A 15,001-nucleotide genomic window follows, 5' to 3' on the forward strand; every position below is an offset into this window, starting at 1 on the left:
GGTGGCGCCTCAGCCGACGCCGGACCTGGCCTCGGCCGGCCGGTCCTTCCTGCCCTGCCGGACCTCTCGTCCGTAGTAGGCGTAGCCCCCGACGACCGCGACGACGAAGAGCGCGGCCATCGCCACCAGCAGCGGCCAGGGGCCGAACTGGTAGATGAGCGGGATGGACGCCGCCGTGATGAGGCCGCCGCCGAAGAAGGGCTCGAAGACCAGCTGCTTGTAGCCGAACGCCTCGAAGGCCGGGCTGTCCGACTCCGGGTCGACGATGCGCATGAGGATGAGCCCGGTCGCGGTCACGCCCATCGACTGGCCGAAGTCCCCGATGCCGCGCTCGAACCAGTAGCGCGGGATGATCCGGGGCGCCAGCCAGAGGAACATCCCGACGTTGAGGGCGATGCCTGCGGCGCACAGCAGCAGGAACGGCACGAGGTTCTCGCCGATCGCCTGGATGGACAGGGTCGCCAGGGCGCTGACGATGAGGAAGTCCAGCGCCAGGCCCTGGATGCGCAGCATCATCTGGTGGTCGATGAGATGGCCCGCCCCGGCCTTCTCGGCCACGAGCTGGACGACGACGCCCCCGAGCATGGCCAGCGGGAAGAGCGGGACGAACTCGAAGAGCTCGAAGCTGTCGGCCCACCAGAGCTGCTCGACCCACTGCAGACCGCTCAGCAGCAGCCAGCCGACGAGGATGGCCAGCGCCACGATGGCCATGTGCAGCGTGAGAGGCTCGACCGAGGCGGGCCTGCTGGTCATCATCGCGGCCGGGTAGTTCTCGTCCTTGGCGAACAGGCCCTTCTGCTCCTCGATCGAGGTCCTCACGTCGTCGCGGACGATCTCGGTGCGCCCGGTGCGGACGGCCCAGTTGATCATCACGATGCCGAGCAGGATGCCGCCGACGATGCCGACGGTGGCGATGCCCAGCGCCAGGTCCGCCCCGTCCTCGAAGCCCAGCTCCTCCAGGACGGGGCGCATGCCGGCGGCCGTGCCGTGGCCGCCCTCGAAGCCGATCTCGATGAGGGCGCCCACCATGGGCGTCGTGCTGAAGACCGGCACCAGCACCGCGACGGCGAGCAGCAGCCCGACGACGTACTGCCCGGACCCCAGCGCCACCCCCAGGGAGAGCTGCGGGCCCACCAGGCGGGCGGCCCGGCGAGGGGTCGGCAGGGTCTGACCGAGGAAGAGGGTGGCGAAGACGATGCTGATGAGCAGCCCCGGCAGGGTCGACCACACCGAGAGCATCTCCTCGCTGAAGAGCCCGGCATCGGTGAACGTGTCGTTGCCCAGCGCGCTCATGACCTGGCCGAGCACCTGCGGGCCCAGGAACAGCAGGATGAACCCCGCGATGATGGAGCTGGGGAGGAAGAGCCGCTGCACCAGCCCGCTCTTGACCCGGATGACCTTGCCGATGAGGAGGAAGACCCCCAAGACCATCAGCGCGAAACCGATCTGCTGTGCCGACATCCCCGATCCTTCCCCCGGTGGGCAGGTTGCTCGGCACACGGTCCCACTGACTCGGCGTTCCAGCGAGTCATGCACCGAAGGCCATGCCGCGTGCGGAGCGCACGACGACATGGCCTTGACGGCAGGTGGCGGGCGTCAGACGCCCGACCGCTCAGGTCAGGTTCTTCTTCTTCGCGTTGCTGGAGTACATGCCCTCGGCGACACCGAGGAGCAGCACGGCCGCGATGACCGCGAGGATGAAGCCGAGGACGTTGAGCTCGAAGATGTCACCGGTGCCGATGAGGCTGGCGAGGAAGCCGCCGATGAGGGTGCCGGCGACGCCGAGCAGCAGCGTCATGACGAGGCTGAGACCCTGCTTGCCGGGCTTGAGCAGGCGCGCGAGCGCACCGATGATCAGGCCGGCGACGAGGAAGCCGAGGATGTCGAGAAACATGGGGAACTCCTTGTGTGGTGGATGCGCCCCTGAAAGGCCGCTGACAGGCAACAAGGTATGACGTGAGGGCTCCTTCGCCACCACGCCACACCGGCTGCCAACCCTCCACCCTACAGGGGCCTACGCTCAGATCGTGCCAGGCGCCTTCCACCTCCCGACCGCCATCGTGGTGGCCGGCGCCTTCGTGCTGGTGGGTGCGCTGGTGCTGCTCTGGAGGAGGCAGCGCGCCCGAGGCTTCCTCTCGGACGTCGACCGGGCGACCTACGAGACGCTGAGCACGGTGTCCCAGGCCTCCCGCCACCTGCGCGCAGGGCTGACGGCCGAGGGTGCTGCCCGTTCGGCGAAGGACCTGCGCTCGATGCTGGGCGCGTCGGCGCTCGCGGTGTGCGACACCGGCGGGGTGCTGGCGTGGGACGGCGCGGCCGACCACCACGCCGGGACAGCTGTGGCGCTGGCCGCCTCGGCGCGGCACACCGGCCGTGTCGTGGTGCTGGGCCGGGAGGAGGTGGCGTGCGCGCGGCCCGACTGCCCGGTCCGCGGTGCGGTGGTGGCTCTGCTCGTGAGCGAGGACGTCGTGGTCGGCACGCTCACCGCCTACGCCGCCCGTCCGTCGGCCGGGCTGGCGCGCGCCACCGAGCAGGTCGCGGCCTGGGTGTCGGCGCAGGTCGAGCTGTCCGAGCTCGACCGCGAACGCACCCGGGCGATGGAGGCCGAGCTGCGCTCGCTGCGGGCGCAGATCAGCCCGCACTTCACCTACAACTCCCTGGCGGCCATCGCCTCGTTCGTGCGCACCGACCCCGACCGGGCGCGCGAGCTGCTGCTCGAGTTCGCCGACTTCACCCGGTACGCCCTGCGGCGCGGTGGTGCCTTCACGACGCTGGCCGAGGAGCTGCGCAACGTCGAGCGCTACCTGGTGCTGGAGCAGGCGAGGTTCGGTGACCGGCTGCAGGTCAGCCTGCTGGTCGCGCCCGAGGTGCTCCCCCTGGCCGTGCCCTACCTGGTGGTGCAGCCCCTGGTGGAGAACGCCGTGCGGCACGGGCTGGCCGGCAAGGAGGGGGTGGGCCACGTGTCGATCACCGCCACCGACCGGGGGTCCGAGGCCGAGATCGTCGTGGAGGACGACGGTGTCGGGGCGGACCCCGAGGTGGTCCGACAGGTGCTCGACGGGGTGCGTGAGTCGGACAGCCTGGGGCTCGGCAACGTCGACGCGCGGCTGCGCCAGGTCTACGACGACGACCACGGCCTGGTGGTCGAGACCGCGCCCGGGCTGGGCACGAAGGTGAGCTTCCGCATCCCGAAGTACGCTCCCGGCGTCCACCCTGCGGCGTAGCCTGCAGCCATGTCCGGTGCCGCGCGCAGGCCGCTGACCGCTCTCGTCGTCGACGACGAGCTGCCGGCGCTGTCCGAGGTGGCCTACCTGCTCGAGCGCGACCCACGCATCGGCGAGGTGGTCACCGCGTCCTCCGGCACCGAGGCGCTGCGGGCGCTGGAGGGACGGGCGGTCGACGTCGTCTTCAGCGACATCTCCATGCCGGGTCTCGACGGGATGGCGCTCGCCCGTGTGGTCGCCCGGTTCGCCGAGCGCCCTCAGGTCGTCTTCGTCACCGCGCACGACCACCACGCCGTCGACGCCTTCGCGGTGCGGGCCGTCGACTACGTGATGAAGCCGGTGCGCGAGGACCGGCTGGCCGAGGCGGTGCGCCGGGCGGTCGACGCGGTGTTCCCGGCCGGCGCCGCCACCGAGCCCGACGAGACGGTCGCGGTGGAGCTCGGCGGGGTCACCCGCTTCGTGGCCCGGGGCTCGATCCGCTACGTCGAGGCGCAGGGCGACTACGCCCGGCTCTACACGGACACCGGCTCGCACCTGGTGCGCACACCGCTGGGGACGCTGGAGGAGCGCTGGTCCGGCGCCGGCTTCCTGCGCATCCATCGCTCGACGCTGGTCAACCTCGCCCACGTCACCGAGGTGCGGATGAGCCACGGACGGTATGCGGTGGCCCTCGGCGACACCGAGCTGCCGGTCAGCCGCCGGCACGCCAAGGACCTGCGGGACACCCTGCTCGGACCCCGTCGGGACGAGCGCGGCTGAGCGATGGACGAGCCGAGCGAGCCCCGTCCGCAGCAGACCCGGCATACCCGGCGGGTGCGCGTGACCAGCAGCCGCCGGGGTGCCGCCCGACCGGCGGGCGGCGCAGCGCTGTCGCGCGACCTGGCCGAGCAGACCGGGCTGGGCGAGATCTACCTGCAGGGCCTGCTGCGGGCCCAGCTGCGCCTGTCGCTGACCGTGCTCGGGGTCGGCGTGCTGGCGCTGGGCGGGCTGCCGGTGCTCTTCCTGGCCGTTCCCGCGACCCGCGAGCTGGGGGTGCTGGGCATCCCGTTCCCCTGGCTGGTCCTGGGCGGGCTGGTCTACCCGGTGGCCGCCCTGGCGGCCCGGTGGTACGCCCGCGCCGCCGAGCGCCTGGAGCGTGACTTCGCCGAGATCGTCGGTCGCGGGTGAACGTGCCGCTGAGCGCCGGCGCGGTGGCCTTCGTCTGCCTGCTGACCCTGGCCGTGGGCGCCTTCGGGCTGCGGGTCTCCCGGGCGACCAGCGACTTCTACGTCGCCGGGCGCACCGTCACGCCGTTCCGCAACGCGAGCGCCATCGGGGGGGAGTACCTCTCCGCCGCGTCCTTCCTCGGCATCGCCGGCCTGGTCTACGACCGGGGCGTCGACATGCTGTGGTTCCCGGTCGGCTACACCGTGGGGTACGTCGTGCTCCTCGTGCTGGTGGCGGCACCGCTGCGCCGATCCGGTGCCTACACGCTGCCGGACTTCGCCGAGGCGAGGCTGGAGTCCCGACGGGTCAGGCTGGTCTGCTCGGTGCTGGTGGTGGGGATCGGGTGGCTCTACCTGCTGCCCCAGCTCGCCGGGGCGGGCATCACGCTGGCGCTGGTCACCGGGGCGCCGCTGTGGCTGGGCGGGGCGGTGGTCACCGTGGTCGTCGTGCTGAGCGTCGCGGCCGGCGGCATGCGCTCGATCACGCTGGTGCAGGCCATGCAGTACTGGCTGAAGCTCACCGCCATCGCCGTGCCCGCCTTCGTGCTGCTCGCGGTGTGGGCCCAGGACGGGGGGCCGGGGCCCGTGGCCGACCTGGCGTGGCGGCTCCCCCTGGCCGGCCCGGGCGACGAGCACGGCCTCTACCGCACCTACTCGCTCCTGCTGGCGCTCGCGCTCGGCACGATGGGCCTGCCGCACGTGCTCGTGCGCTTCTACACCAACCCCGACGGCGGTGGGGCCCGCCGGACCACGGTGACCGTCATCGCGCTGCTGGGGGCCTTCTACGTCTTCACGCCCCTCTACGGGGTGCTGGGCCGGACCTACCTCCCGTCGCTGCCGGAGGGGGCCCGGGTCGACTCGGTCACCCTGCGGCTGCCCTCCGAGATGCTGCCGGGCCTCGGCGGTGAGCTGCTCACCGCAGTGCTGGCCGGAGGAGCGTTCGCGGCCTTCCTCTCCACCGCCTCCGGGCTCACCGTCTCGGTGACCGGCGTCATCAGCCAGGACCTGCTGCGACCGGTCCTGGCGCGGCTGTCCGGGGGTGACCACTCCGAGGTGCGGGCGTTCCGCCTCGCGGCGGTCCTGGCCGCCGCGGTGCCGTATGCCGTGAGCCCGGTCATCGGGGACATCTCGCTGGCGACCATGGTCGGGCTCGCGTTCGCCGTGGCCGCCTCGACCTTCGCCCCGCTGCTGGTGCTCGGGGTGTGGTGGCCACGCCTGACCACCGCCGGTGCTGCCGCGGGGCTGGTGGTCGGCGGGGTCCTGGCCACCGGCGCGGTCACCGCCACCCTGGCTCTGGGCGAGCTCGGCGGCTGGCCGGGTGCCCTGCTGGCCCAGCCCGGGGCCTGGACGGTGCCGGTCGCGGCAGCCGTGGCCGTGGGGGTCTCGCTGGCGACCCCGCACCGCATACCGCGAGGCACGGGGCGCACCCTGGCCCGCCTGCACACGCCCGAGGGCGCGCGCGCCCGCACCTGAGCTGGCCCCCGGACCTTGACCCCCCGTGCCCGTTGTGCGCGCGCGTGGCGGTCTCGAACGGCGCACCCGAGCGCACATCGGGCACCGGGTGAGCCTGCGGGCGAGAGCCCCCACGTGCCTGTGGTGTCCGTCGGCGATAGCGTCACAGGAGGGAGAGACCATGGACGAGAGGAAGGCGGCACGATGAGCGACACGTCGCAGGACCGGAAGTCCACCGAGGGTTCCCGGGACGAGCACAAGGCCCACGAGCGCCGTATGTACCTGCGGTTCGGCGCGATGATCGCCACGTCGACCACGGTGATGTTCCTGCTCACCTACACCAACGCCTACGTCGTCGACCACATGATGTTCAGCGAGGAGCGCGTCTACATGGCGCTGCTGATGGGGTCGGCGATGGCCATCATCATGCTCGCCTTCATGTGGGGGATGATGTACAAGAACACCGCAGTCAACATCGGCATCGTCGTCGCCGCCCTGGTGCTCGGCGGTGCGGCGCTCTTCCTGTCCCGCTCCCAGGTCTTCGTGCAGGACAGTGCCTACATGAGCGGCATGATCCCGCACCACTCCATCGCCATCCTCACCAGCGAGCGCGCCGACATCGAGGACGTGCGGGTGCGCGAGCTGGCCGACGAGATCATCGAGGCCCAGCGCCGTGAGATCGCCGAGATGACGTGGCTGATCGACGACATCGGCGACAACGGACCGGCGACCACCGACAGCGAGGCGCAGGAGCGGCCGGTGCCGGACTTCGAGGCCCAGCCCTGACCGGTCCGGCCTGCGTCAGGACGGCACGGGTCCGGCGCCGTAGTGGTCGGCCCGCATCCGACCCTCCTCGACCACGTGCGTCTGGGCGCCGGGCACCAGGTCGGTGTTCTGCGCTGCCACGGCCAGCCAGGTGCCGTCGTCCTGGCGGGCGGTGACGAGCACGAGCACCCCGTGCCGCTGCCCGGCAGAGCCGCCGCCGGGGTCGACCTGACCCTCGACGCTCCACCGGACGTGCACGACGGCGATGTCCTCCCCCAGCGCCCGCACCCGCATACGGTCCACGCTCATCGTGCTGCCGGGGAAGATGTGGGTGAACCCGTAGGCGTGGTTGCGGCGAATCTGCTCCCGCCGCGTCCACCACAGCCCGACGACGTTGACGAAGTCGGCGTCCGCGGCGAACAGTGCGGCCAGGGCGTCGGCGTCGCCACGGTTCCAGGCCTCGGCGAAGCCGTGCGCGACCTCCTGCGGGGTCTGGGCCGGCATCGGAATCCTCCCGGGAGGGCGGGCGTTGACCGTCTCAGCGTATGCAGTGGAGGCGAGGCCCGTGCCGAAGGCACCCCCACCGAAGTGCCCGGTCAGGATCGGTGAGCCCTGCACGCTCTGCGTGCCCGGCGCCACGGGGCCGCACGACTGCGGGCTGGTCTACCTGGTGCAGGACGACCCGGAGATGCGCGAGGAGCTGGCCCGGAGACGGCGTGCTGCGCGGTCGGCCACCACCCCCGGCGGCCGCTCCTGAGCACCTGACCCGGGCTTCGGACGTGCAGCCGCCCCGGTCGCCGGGACGGGACCGGGGCGGCTGGGTGTGCCGACGGTGGGTGCGACGCCGGGTCAGTTCTGCGGCAGCGTGGGCCGCAGCAGGAACAGGCCGTCGTAGCCGTGGACCGCGACCACCCCGTTGTCGAAGAACGGGTAGTTGCTCCAGGTGCCGTGGCTGAAGGCCGTGTCGTCGTCGGCCGGCCAGGTGTCGAAGTAGCCGACCTCGGTCAGGCTGCCCTCGGCGACGTCGTCCAGGGCCAGGATGCGCAGGCCTGCACGGTAGTTGGACTGGAAGACATGGTTGCCCTTGACGTAGAGGTTGTGGTCGATCGACCGGGTCTGTGCCTCGTGGGCGTCGACGAGCACCGGTGCGTCGAGGTTGTTCACGTCCCAGATGTAGGTCTTCGTGCCGTGGCCGAACCGGAGCTCGTCGGCCTCGTCACCCATCAGGAAGTGGGTCTTGTCCTCCGTCAGCCACCCCTGGTGGGTGTAGGCCCGCCCCGGGTAGGGCGTGCGGGACACCATGACGGGTGCCGACTTGTCGGTGACGTCGGTGACGGTGAGCGTGTCCTCGTTGCTGCTCAGGCAGATCTCACGACCGGCGTAGTCCGCGTCCGGTCCGTCGTAGACGACGCACTGGGTGTCGTGGGTGTACCCGTCCTCGGAGAAGCAGCCGGCGAAGGTGGGCGAGGCGGGCTCACGGATGTCGACCATGTGCAGGCCGCCGTTGCAGGACTGCAGGTCCTCGCGGTTGCCGAGAGCATACGCGAAGCCCGTGTCCTCGTTGATGGCGATGTTGTGGGTGCGTCCGAACTCGGTGTAGAGGGCGGTCTCGTCGAACTCCACCGGTGCGGCCTTGCGGTCGAGCCCGCGCAGCTGGCGCAGGTCGAACACCTGCATCCCGTGGCCCATGGCCTCGGCGACGATGAAGGCGTGGTCGTCGTAGACCTTGATGTCACGCCAGATGACGTTCTGTGTCCCCGACGTCGGCAGGTTGCCGAGGTAGACCGGCTTCTGGGCGTTGGTCACGTCGACGAACGACGTGCCGTTGTCGCGCCCGGCGATGACGTAGCGCCGGTCGGTCTCGGGGTCCGTCCAGCCCCACACGTCCGAACCGCGACCGCCGCCGATGGCGTCCATCGGCAGGAAGGCGGCGAGGTTGATCTTGTCGCAGGGGAAGTAGCCCGCCATGCCGCGCACGCAGGGTGCGGAGTACACCCCCTTCCCGATGGACTCGAGCGTGGGGAAGTCCTCGTCCTGCTCGACTGCAGGTGCGTCCTTGCCCTCCCCCGCCTCGTCGTTGGGGTGGGTGGAGGCGGGCACGGCGCTGGCGAGCAACAGGGCGATGAGTGTGATGAGAAGGAGCAGTGGGCGTTTCATGACGAACCTCTCCGTGGTGGTGGACCCTTCGATCCGACCACCCCTAGGGCAGGCCGACAACGCCCTTTAGGCAAAGACATCTGCAAGAGGGTATGCCGCGGGCAAAGCGACATCCCGGCGCCCGCCCCGGGTCATCGTCGCAGGGACACGTTGGTCAGCCCAGGACAGCGCGCATGTGCTGCGCGAGCCACGCCAGGGCGGCGCAGTTGACGACGACGGTGCCCCAGAAGACGGTGCGGAAGGGCTGCTTCCTCGTCTTGTGGCGGAACGCCTGCTGCGCGACCAGAGCGCCGGGCCAGCCTCCCAGGAGGGCGACGAGGTGCAGGGTGGACTCAGGCACACGTCGGGTCCCTCGCCGGGCGGCTGTCTTGTCGGTCCGGTAGAGCCCGACCGCGACGGTGCTGGCCAGCACGTATACCGCGGGCAGGAGCAGGGGTGCGAGGTCCAGCAGGCGGAGGGTCACGAGCAGGCCGAGGAAGACCGCGGCGGCCACGAGGGCGCTGGGTAGGCCTGGGGGAGCAGACCGGGTGACACCTGGCGACGCCGCGAAGGCCACGTCGGCCGCCCGTGGCCGGCCGCGGTCGTCGCTGCCCTCGCGGTAGCTGACGAGGTCGCCCACGGCGGGCCGTCTGTCGCCCGCGACCGCGCTCACGTGGACGAAGACCCGGGGGCCCCCGGTGCTCGACGCGATGAAGCCGAACCCCCGGTCGTCGTCCCAGTCCGTGACCGTCCCCTGCCTGCGCGTCGTGCTCATCTGCTCTCCTCTGGCCCAGGGCCCTGCACCGGAGAATAGGGCAGCCGCCGGTGTGCCCGCGTGCGTCCTGCCGGTCCGACGCGGGTGTGTCGGGCCGAACGTCGCCGTGGTGCACCAGGACCTCGCCCGCCCGTCGGCCTTGCGGTAGCTGTCGACGACAGGCGAGGGGGGTGGGCCGACACGATGAGCCCTGCCTTCCCCGGGATCTTCCTGGGCGCGGTCGCGACGTGGGTCCTGCTGGTCGAGGTCCTGCAGGCGCGGTGGCGCCGGCAGATGGGCATGCGCTGGGACGGCAGCATCAGGGCTCGGCCGGACCGGGGTCCGGCCACAGGCCGATCCGCTCGCTGAACTGCGCGACGACGGCAGGCACGACCCCCTCGAGTGCACCGGTCACCGCTGGCCCGTCCGGGTGCCGGTGCCCCTGGCTCCACGCCTGGAGGTCCTGCAGGCTCCCGGCCATCCCGGGGTGCAGGTGCGCCCATCGGCGAGCGGCGCCGACCCGGTCCGTGGTCCAGGTGCTGTCGTGCAGGCTCACCAGGCCGGCGACCGCGAACAGGCTCTTGCGGGCCACCCGGCGGCCCAGGGGCCCCGGCTCGACCTCGCCGACGAGGCGGCGCCAGCGCGCCAGGCTGAGCCCTATGTCGCCGTTGAACCCGCGCGCGGCCCGGCGGTCGGCGGGGCAGGGTGGCAGGTCGGCCCGAGGGTCCGGGCCGGCGAGCCAGACACAGTAGTGCCTGAGGAACACGCGGTTGCCGTATGCCGCGTCGCTGTCGCCGGTGAGCTCGTCCGGTCGGGACACGCCGACCGTGACGCCGCGGCAGAGGGTGCTGAAGCGTGCGCTCAGCTCGGCGCCGAGAGCGGCTGCCTGCTCGTCCGGGACGCCGACGGCCACGAGGTCGACGTCGGAGCGTCCGGGGACGGCCGTGCCGGTGGCCACCGAGCCGTAGAGGTACAGCGAGGCCCCGTCGTCCATGGCGCGGGTGGCCGCCGACAGCACCGGCTCGAACGCCGGCGGCACCCTGTCCCGCCGTGCGCCGGTGACGACCAGGCCCTCGGGGGACCTGCCCTCGCGCGGGTCACGCACGGGGCGTGTCCTGGCGTCCGCCGCCCAGGGGCTGCACCGTGCCGACGTGGACCACGGACCTGCTCATCGCTCATCTCCTCGTGCGGGACGCCTGCCTGACCACGCTAGCGCCGGGCGGCACCGGCCCGACGACCGCTCGTCGCGGCATACCGACCGCTCGTCGTGGTGGGCCCGGCCGTCCGCCGACGAACGCGACGACGAGTCTTCCGCGGCCTGCACCCGGTGTCGGACAGTGAGCGGGCCGGGCAACGAGGCCAGGCATCCGAGATCCCGGAGGTGCACCGTGGCCACGCCCACCCAGTCCACGAGCAGCGACCCCTACGTGGCGCTGCAGGAGACGCCGGAGTTCCAGGAGCTGCGCAGCCGCTTCCGTCGCTTCGTCTTCCCCGTCACGGCCTTCTTCCTCACGTGGTACTTCGCCTACGTGCTGGCCGCCGTCCTGCTGCCCGAGTTCATGTCGATCCGCGTGTGGGGCAACGTCAACATCGGCCTGCTCTTCGGGCTCGGCCAGTTCGTGACGACCTTCGCGATCACCTTCGTCTACGCCCGCTGGGCCAACCGTGTCTTCGACCCGCGCGCCGAGGCACTCGTGGCCCGTATGGACGAGATGGGGGACCGGGCATGAACCTTCTCCTGCAGGACGGTGTGACGGCCAACGTCGGCAACCCCTGGCTCAACATCGGCGTCTTCGCCGCCTTCGTGGTCTTCACGATCACCGTCGTCATCAAGGTCGCCTCCGGCAAGAAGACCGCGGCGGAGTACTACACGGGAGGCGCCGCCTTCTCCGGGCGGCAGAACGGCGTGGCCATCGCCGGCGACTACCTCTCCGCCGCCTCGTTCCTCGGCATCGCCGGGGCCATCGCCATCCAGGGCTACGACGGCTTCCTCTACTCCATCGGCTTCCTCGTGGCCTGGCTGGTCGCCCTGCTCCTGGTCGCGGAGCTGATGCGCAACACCGGCCGCTTCACGATGGCCGACGTCCTCTCCTTCCGCCTCCGGCAGAAGCCGGTGCGCATCGCCGCAGCCACCTCGGCCCTGGTGGTCTCGTTCTTCTACCTGCTCGCGCAGATGGCCGGGGCCGGTGGCCTGGTCTCCCTGCTGCTCGGCCTGGACTCGCAGGTGGCGCAGTACCTCGTCATCGCCGTCGTCGGCGCCGTCATGATCGGCTACGTCATGATCGGCGGGATGAAGGGCACCACGTGGGTGCAGATCATCAAGGCCGTCCTGCTCATCTCGGCCACCGCCATGATCACCGTCTGGGTGCTGGCCATGTTCGGGTTCAGCTTCTCCTCGCTCATGCAGGCCGCGGCCGACAGCTCCCCCAGCGGCGAGGCGCTCTTCGACCCCGGCCTGAAGTACGGCCTCTCCGGTCTCACCCAGCTCGACTTCATCTCGCTGGCGATGGCCCTGGTGCTCGGCACCGCCGGCCTGCCGCACGTGCTGATCCGCTTCTACACGGTCCCGACGTCGCAGGCCGCCCGCAAGTCGGTCGAGTGGGCGATCTGGCTGATCGGCGGCTTCTACCTGCTGACCCTCGTGGTCGGCTTCGGCGCAGCCGCCCTGGTGGGCGAGGAGGCCATCCTGGCCGCCCCCGGCAAGGCCAACGCGGCGGCACCGCTGCTGGCCTTCGAGCTCGGCGGCTCCGTGCTGCTGGGCGTGGTGTCCGGCATCGCGTTCGCCACGATCCTCGCCGTCGTGGCCGGGCTGACCATCACCACCAGTGCGACGTTCGCCCACGACCTCTACAACCAGGTCTTCCGGGACGGCAAGGCCACCCAGGACGAGGAGGTCCGGGTCGCCCGGTTCGCCGCCCTCGGCGGAGGCATGGTCGCGATCGTCGGCGGCATCCTGGCCTACGGGCAGAACATCGCCTTCCTGGTGGCGCTGGCCTTCGCGGTCGCCGCGAGCGCCAACCTGCCGACGATCCTCTACTCGTTGTTCTGGAAGCGGTTCAACACCCGCGGCGCCCTGTGGAGCATCTACGGCGGGCTCACCTCCGCGATCGGCCTGATCATCTTCAGCCCCGTCGTGTCGGGCAAGGTGGACCCCGCCACGGGTGAGAGCCTGTCGATGATCACCAACACCGCCGTCGACATCAGCTGGTTCCCGCTGGAGAACCCGGGCATCGTCTCGATCCCCCTGGGCTTCCTCCTCGGCTACATCGGCACGGTCACCAGCAAGGAGTACAACGCCCTGAAGTACGCCGAGATGGAGGTCCGCAGCCTCACCGGTCACGGTGTCGCCGAGACCCTGTCGCACTGACCCACCGCCGGGGTGCGGGCGCAGACCCGCCCGCGCCCCGGCATACCCGCCCCACCCCGCAAGGAGCCGACGATGACCAGCACCGTGCCCACCGACAGCGTCAACACCCAGCTGCACGAGGAGCGCACGTTCGCGCCCAGCGCCGAGTTCGCCGCCCAGGCCAACGGCACGCAGGAGCTGTACGACGCGGCAGCGGCCGACCGCCTGGGCTTCTGGGCAGAGCAGGCCAGGCGGTACGTCTCATGGAGCACCGACTTCACGCAGACGCTCGACTGGAGCGAGGCGCCGTTCGCCAGGTGGTTCGTCGGCGGTGAGCTCAACGCCTGTGTCAACGCGGTCGACCGGCACGTCGAGGCGGGCCTGGGCAGCAGGGTCGCCCTGCACTTCGTCGGCGAGCCCGGCGACACGCGTGACATCACGTATGCCGCGCTGCACGAGGAGGTGCAGCGCGCCGCCAACGTGCTCACCGAGCTCGGCGTGGGCGCCGGCGACACCGTGGCGATCTACCTGCCGATGATCCCCGAGGCCGTCGTGGCGATGCTCGCCTGCGCCCGCATCGGGGCGCCGCACTCGGTCGTCTTCGGCGGGTTCTCGGCCGAGGCGCTGCACAGCCGCATCGCCGACGCCCGGGCCAAGGTCGTCGTCACGGCCGACGGAGGCTACCGCCGCGGCAGACCGTCGGCACTCAAGCCGGCCGTCGACGCGGCGCTGGACCACGGGGAGAGCAGCGTGACCTCGGTGCTGGTCGTGCGCCGCACCGGCCAGGAGACCCCCTGGCACGAGCGCGACCTGTGGTGGCACGAGGCGCTCGAGGCCGCGGACGCCACGCACGAGGCCCAGCGGTTCGACGCGGAGCACCCGCTGTTCATCCTCTACACCTCCGGCACGACCGGGAAGCCCAAGGGGATCCTGCACACCACCGGCGGCTACCTCACCCAGGCGGCCTACACCAACCACGTCGTGCATGACGTGCACCCGGACACCGACGTCTACTGGTGCACGGCCGACGTCGGCTGGGTGACCGGGCACAGCTACATCGTCTACGGCCCGCTGACCAACGGCGCGACCCAGGTGATGTACGAGGGCACGCCGGACAGCCCGCACCAGGGGCGCTGGTGGGAGATCGTCCAGGACTACGGCGTGACGATCCTCTACACCGCGCCGACGGCGATCCGCACCTTCATGAAGTGGGGCCGCCAGATCCCCGACGGCTTCGACCTGAGCTCGCTGCGGCTGCTTGGCTCCGTGGGTGAGCCCATCAACCCCGAGGCGTGGATGTGGTACCGGGAGGTCATCGGGGGCGAGCGCTGCCCCATCGTGGACACCTGGTGGCAGACCGAGACCGGGGCCATCATGATCAGCCCGCTGCCGGGCGTCACGCCCACCCGGCCGGGGTCGGCCCAGGTCGCCGTCCCGGGCATCTGCGTCGAGGTCGTGGACGACGTGGGCGCGCCGGTGGAGCGGGGGGTGGCGGGCTACATGGTGCTGACCGAGCCGTGGCCGGCCATGCTGCGCGGCATCTGGGGCGACCCCCAGCGCTACCGCGACACCTACTGGTCGCGGTTCTACGGCCTCTACTTCGCCGGGGACGGCGCCAAGCGCGACGAGGACGGCAACATCTGGTTCCTGGGCCGGGTCGACGACGTGATGAACGTCTCGGGCCACCGGCTGTCGACGGCCGAGATCGAGTCGGCCCTGGTGTCGCACCCCAAGGTGGCGGAGGCTGCGGTGGTCGGGGCGGCCGACGACACGACCGGCCAGGCGATCTGCGCCTTCGTCATCCTGCGCTCGGAGGCGGTCGAGGAGGCGGACGAGCCGGGGGAGGGTGGTGACCTGGTGCAGGAGCTGCGGGCGCACGTGGGCCGGGAGATCGGTCCCATCGCCAAGCCGCGCCAGATCATGGTCGTCGCCGAGCTGCCCAAGACACGCTCGGGCAAGATCATGCGCCGGCTGCTCAAGGACGTCGCCGAGCACCGCGAGGTCGGTGACGTCACGACGCTGGCCGACTCCTCGGTGATGACGATGATCTCCGAGGGCCTCCGCAGCGACTGACCCGCGGCGGCCACCGCGCGGCTGCCCGGTCGCCGGCCGAGGGCAC

General features: G+C 71.5%; 15 protein-coding genes. 9 read left to right on the top strand and 6 right to left on the bottom strand.

Annotation, left to right across the window (positions count from 1 at the left end; genetic code table 11):
- Positions 1-9: 9 nt before the first annotated feature.
- Together LVO85_RS09505 and LVO85_RS09510 are read right to left on the bottom strand one after the other, a co-directional pair.
- A complete protein-coding gene (locus LVO85_RS09505) occupies positions 10-1,461 on the bottom strand; it encodes a sodium/glutamate symporter (protein ID WP_232747189.1) in 1,452 nt (483 codons plus the stop codon).
- A gap of 151 nt (positions 1,462-1,612) precedes the next feature.
- Positions 1,613-1,894 carry a GlsB/YeaQ/YmgE family stress response membrane protein gene (locus LVO85_RS09510; protein WP_269813220.1) on the bottom strand — a complete coding sequence of 94 codons (282 nt, stop codon included), beginning with the start codon at positions 1,892-1,894 and terminating at the stop codon, positions 1,613-1,615.
- 133 nt (positions 1,895-2,027) lie between these two features.
- On the opposite strand from LVO85_RS09510, the gene LVO85_RS09515 reads away from it, so the two are divergent.
- The 5 genes from LVO85_RS09515 (at position 2,028) to LVO85_RS09535 (ending at position 6,667) form a co-directional block, all read left to right on the top strand.
- Entirely contained in the window at positions 2,028-3,224 is a 1,197-nt protein-coding gene (locus tag LVO85_RS09515) for a sensor histidine kinase (protein WP_232747190.1), read from the top strand.
- A 9-nt stretch (positions 3,225-3,233) separates the two neighbouring features.
- Positions 3,234-3,983: a LytR/AlgR family response regulator transcription factor gene (locus LVO85_RS09520; protein WP_232747191.1), complete on the top strand. Its 750-nt coding sequence runs from the start codon at positions 3,234-3,236 to the stop codon at positions 3,981-3,983.
- A 3-nt stretch (positions 3,984-3,986) separates the two neighbouring features.
- Complete coding sequence (locus LVO85_RS09525; RefSeq protein WP_232747193.1) at positions 3,987-4,391, top strand: hypothetical protein; 405 nt, start codon at positions 3,987-3,989, stop codon at positions 4,389-4,391.
- Complete coding sequence (locus tag LVO85_RS09530; RefSeq protein WP_232747195.1) at positions 4,388-5,902, top strand: sodium/solute symporter; 1,515 nt, start codon at positions 4,388-4,390, stop codon at positions 5,900-5,902. Before LVO85_RS09525 ends, LVO85_RS09530 begins: the two co-directional genes overlap by 4 nt.
- Positions 5,903-6,085: 183 nt before the next feature.
- Positions 6,086-6,667, top strand: a complete 582-nt coding sequence (locus LVO85_RS09535; protein ID WP_232747197.1) for a DUF305 domain-containing protein — start codon at positions 6,086-6,088, stop codon at positions 6,665-6,667.
- A 15-nt stretch (positions 6,668-6,682) separates the two neighbouring features.
- Here the strand turns inward: LVO85_RS09535 and LVO85_RS09540 are convergent, their stop codons facing one another.
- Positions 6,683-7,150 carry an SgcJ/EcaC family oxidoreductase gene (locus tag LVO85_RS09540; protein WP_232747198.1) on the bottom strand — a complete coding sequence of 156 codons (468 nt, stop codon included), beginning with the start codon at positions 7,148-7,150 and terminating at the stop codon, positions 6,683-6,685.
- 61 nt (positions 7,151-7,211) lie between these two features.
- On the opposite strand from LVO85_RS09540, the gene LVO85_RS09545 reads away from it, so the two are divergent.
- Complete coding sequence (locus LVO85_RS09545) at positions 7,212-7,403, top strand: DUF6767 domain-containing protein (RefSeq protein WP_232747200.1); 192 nt, start codon at positions 7,212-7,214, stop codon at positions 7,401-7,403.
- A gap of 92 nt (positions 7,404-7,495) precedes the next feature.
- Here the strand turns inward: LVO85_RS09545 and LVO85_RS09550 are convergent, their stop codons facing one another.
- The 3 genes from LVO85_RS09550 to LVO85_RS09560 form a co-directional block, all read right to left on the bottom strand.
- A complete protein-coding gene (locus tag LVO85_RS09550) occupies positions 7,496-8,803 on the bottom strand; it encodes a choice-of-anchor B family protein (protein WP_232747202.1) in 1,308 nt (435 codons plus the stop codon).
- A 154-nt stretch (positions 8,804-8,957) separates the two neighbouring features.
- Positions 8,958-9,557, bottom strand: coding sequence for a DUF1294 domain-containing protein (locus LVO85_RS09555; protein WP_232747204.1), 600 nt, complete (start codon positions 9,555-9,557; stop codon positions 8,958-8,960).
- A gap of 298 nt (positions 9,558-9,855) precedes the next feature.
- The gene (locus LVO85_RS09560) at positions 9,856-10,641 is read right to left on the bottom strand and encodes a nucleotidyltransferase domain-containing protein (protein ID WP_232747206.1); all 786 of its coding nucleotides are present in this window, start codon (positions 10,639-10,641) and stop codon (positions 9,856-9,858) included.
- Between the two features lie 283 nt (positions 10,642-10,924).
- Here LVO85_RS09560 and LVO85_RS09565 point away from each other — a divergent pair, with 283 nt between their 5' ends.
- The 3 genes from LVO85_RS09565 (at position 10,925) to acs (ending at position 14,955) form a co-directional block, all read left to right on the top strand.
- Positions 10,925-11,266, top strand: a complete 342-nt coding sequence (locus tag LVO85_RS09565; RefSeq protein ID WP_232747207.1) for a DUF485 domain-containing protein — start codon at positions 10,925-10,927, stop codon at positions 11,264-11,266.
- On the top strand, positions 11,263-12,903 hold the full coding sequence (locus LVO85_RS09570; RefSeq protein ID WP_232747209.1) for a solute symporter family protein: 1,641 nt from the start codon (positions 11,263-11,265) through the stop codon (positions 12,901-12,903). The genes LVO85_RS09565 and LVO85_RS09570 overlap by 4 nt, the downstream gene beginning before the upstream one ends.
- 72 nt (positions 12,904-12,975) lie before the next feature.
- Positions 12,976-14,955 (top strand): acetate--CoA ligase, encoded by a 1,980-nt coding sequence (gene acs / locus LVO85_RS09575; RefSeq protein WP_232747211.1) that lies wholly within the window; start codon positions 12,976-12,978, stop codon positions 14,953-14,955.
- The last annotated feature ends 46 nt before the right edge of the window (positions 14,956-15,001 follow it).

It is taken from the genome of Ornithinimicrobium sediminis (assembly GCF_021272345.1).
Taxonomy (GTDB): domain Bacteria; phylum Actinomycetota; class Actinomycetes; order Actinomycetales; family Dermatophilaceae; genus Ornithinicoccus; species Ornithinicoccus sediminis_B.

What these genes read in the sequence shown, in the direction of transcription:
- LVO85_RS09540 (WP_232747198.1), bottom strand. Translation starts at nt 7,150, where the DNA reads ATGCCGGCCCAGACCCCGCAGGAGGTCGCGCACGGCTTCGCCGAGGCC.
- LVO85_RS09550 (WP_232747202.1), bottom strand. Translation starts at nt 8,803, where the DNA reads ATGAAACGCCCACTGCTCCTTCTCATCACACTCATCGCCCTGTTGCTC.
- LVO85_RS09505 (WP_232747189.1), bottom strand. Translation starts at nt 1,461, where the DNA reads ATGTCGGCACAGCAGATCGGTTTCGCGCTGATGGTCTTGGGGGTCTTC.
- LVO85_RS09525 (WP_232747193.1), top strand. Translation starts at nt 3,987, where the DNA reads ATGGACGAGCCGAGCGAGCCCCGTCCGCAGCAGACCCGGCATACCCGG.
- LVO85_RS09535 (WP_232747197.1), top strand. Translation starts at nt 6,086, where the DNA reads ATGAGCGACACGTCGCAGGACCGGAAGTCCACCGAGGGTTCCCGGGAC.
- acs (WP_232747211.1), top strand. Translation starts at nt 12,976, where the DNA reads ATGACCAGCACCGTGCCCACCGACAGCGTCAACACCCAGCTGCACGAG.
- LVO85_RS09555 (WP_232747204.1), bottom strand. Translation starts at nt 9,557, where the DNA reads ATGAGCACGACGCGCAGGCAGGGGACGGTCACGGACTGGGACGACGAC.
- LVO85_RS09570 (WP_232747209.1), top strand. Translation starts at nt 11,263, where the DNA reads ATGAACCTTCTCCTGCAGGACGGTGTGACGGCCAACGTCGGCAACCCC.
- LVO85_RS09510 (WP_269813220.1), bottom strand. Translation starts at nt 1,894, where the DNA reads ATGTTTCTCGACATCCTCGGCTTCCTCGTCGCCGGCCTGATCATCGGT.
- LVO85_RS09520 (WP_232747191.1), top strand. Translation starts at nt 3,234, where the DNA reads ATGTCCGGTGCCGCGCGCAGGCCGCTGACCGCTCTCGTCGTCGACGAC.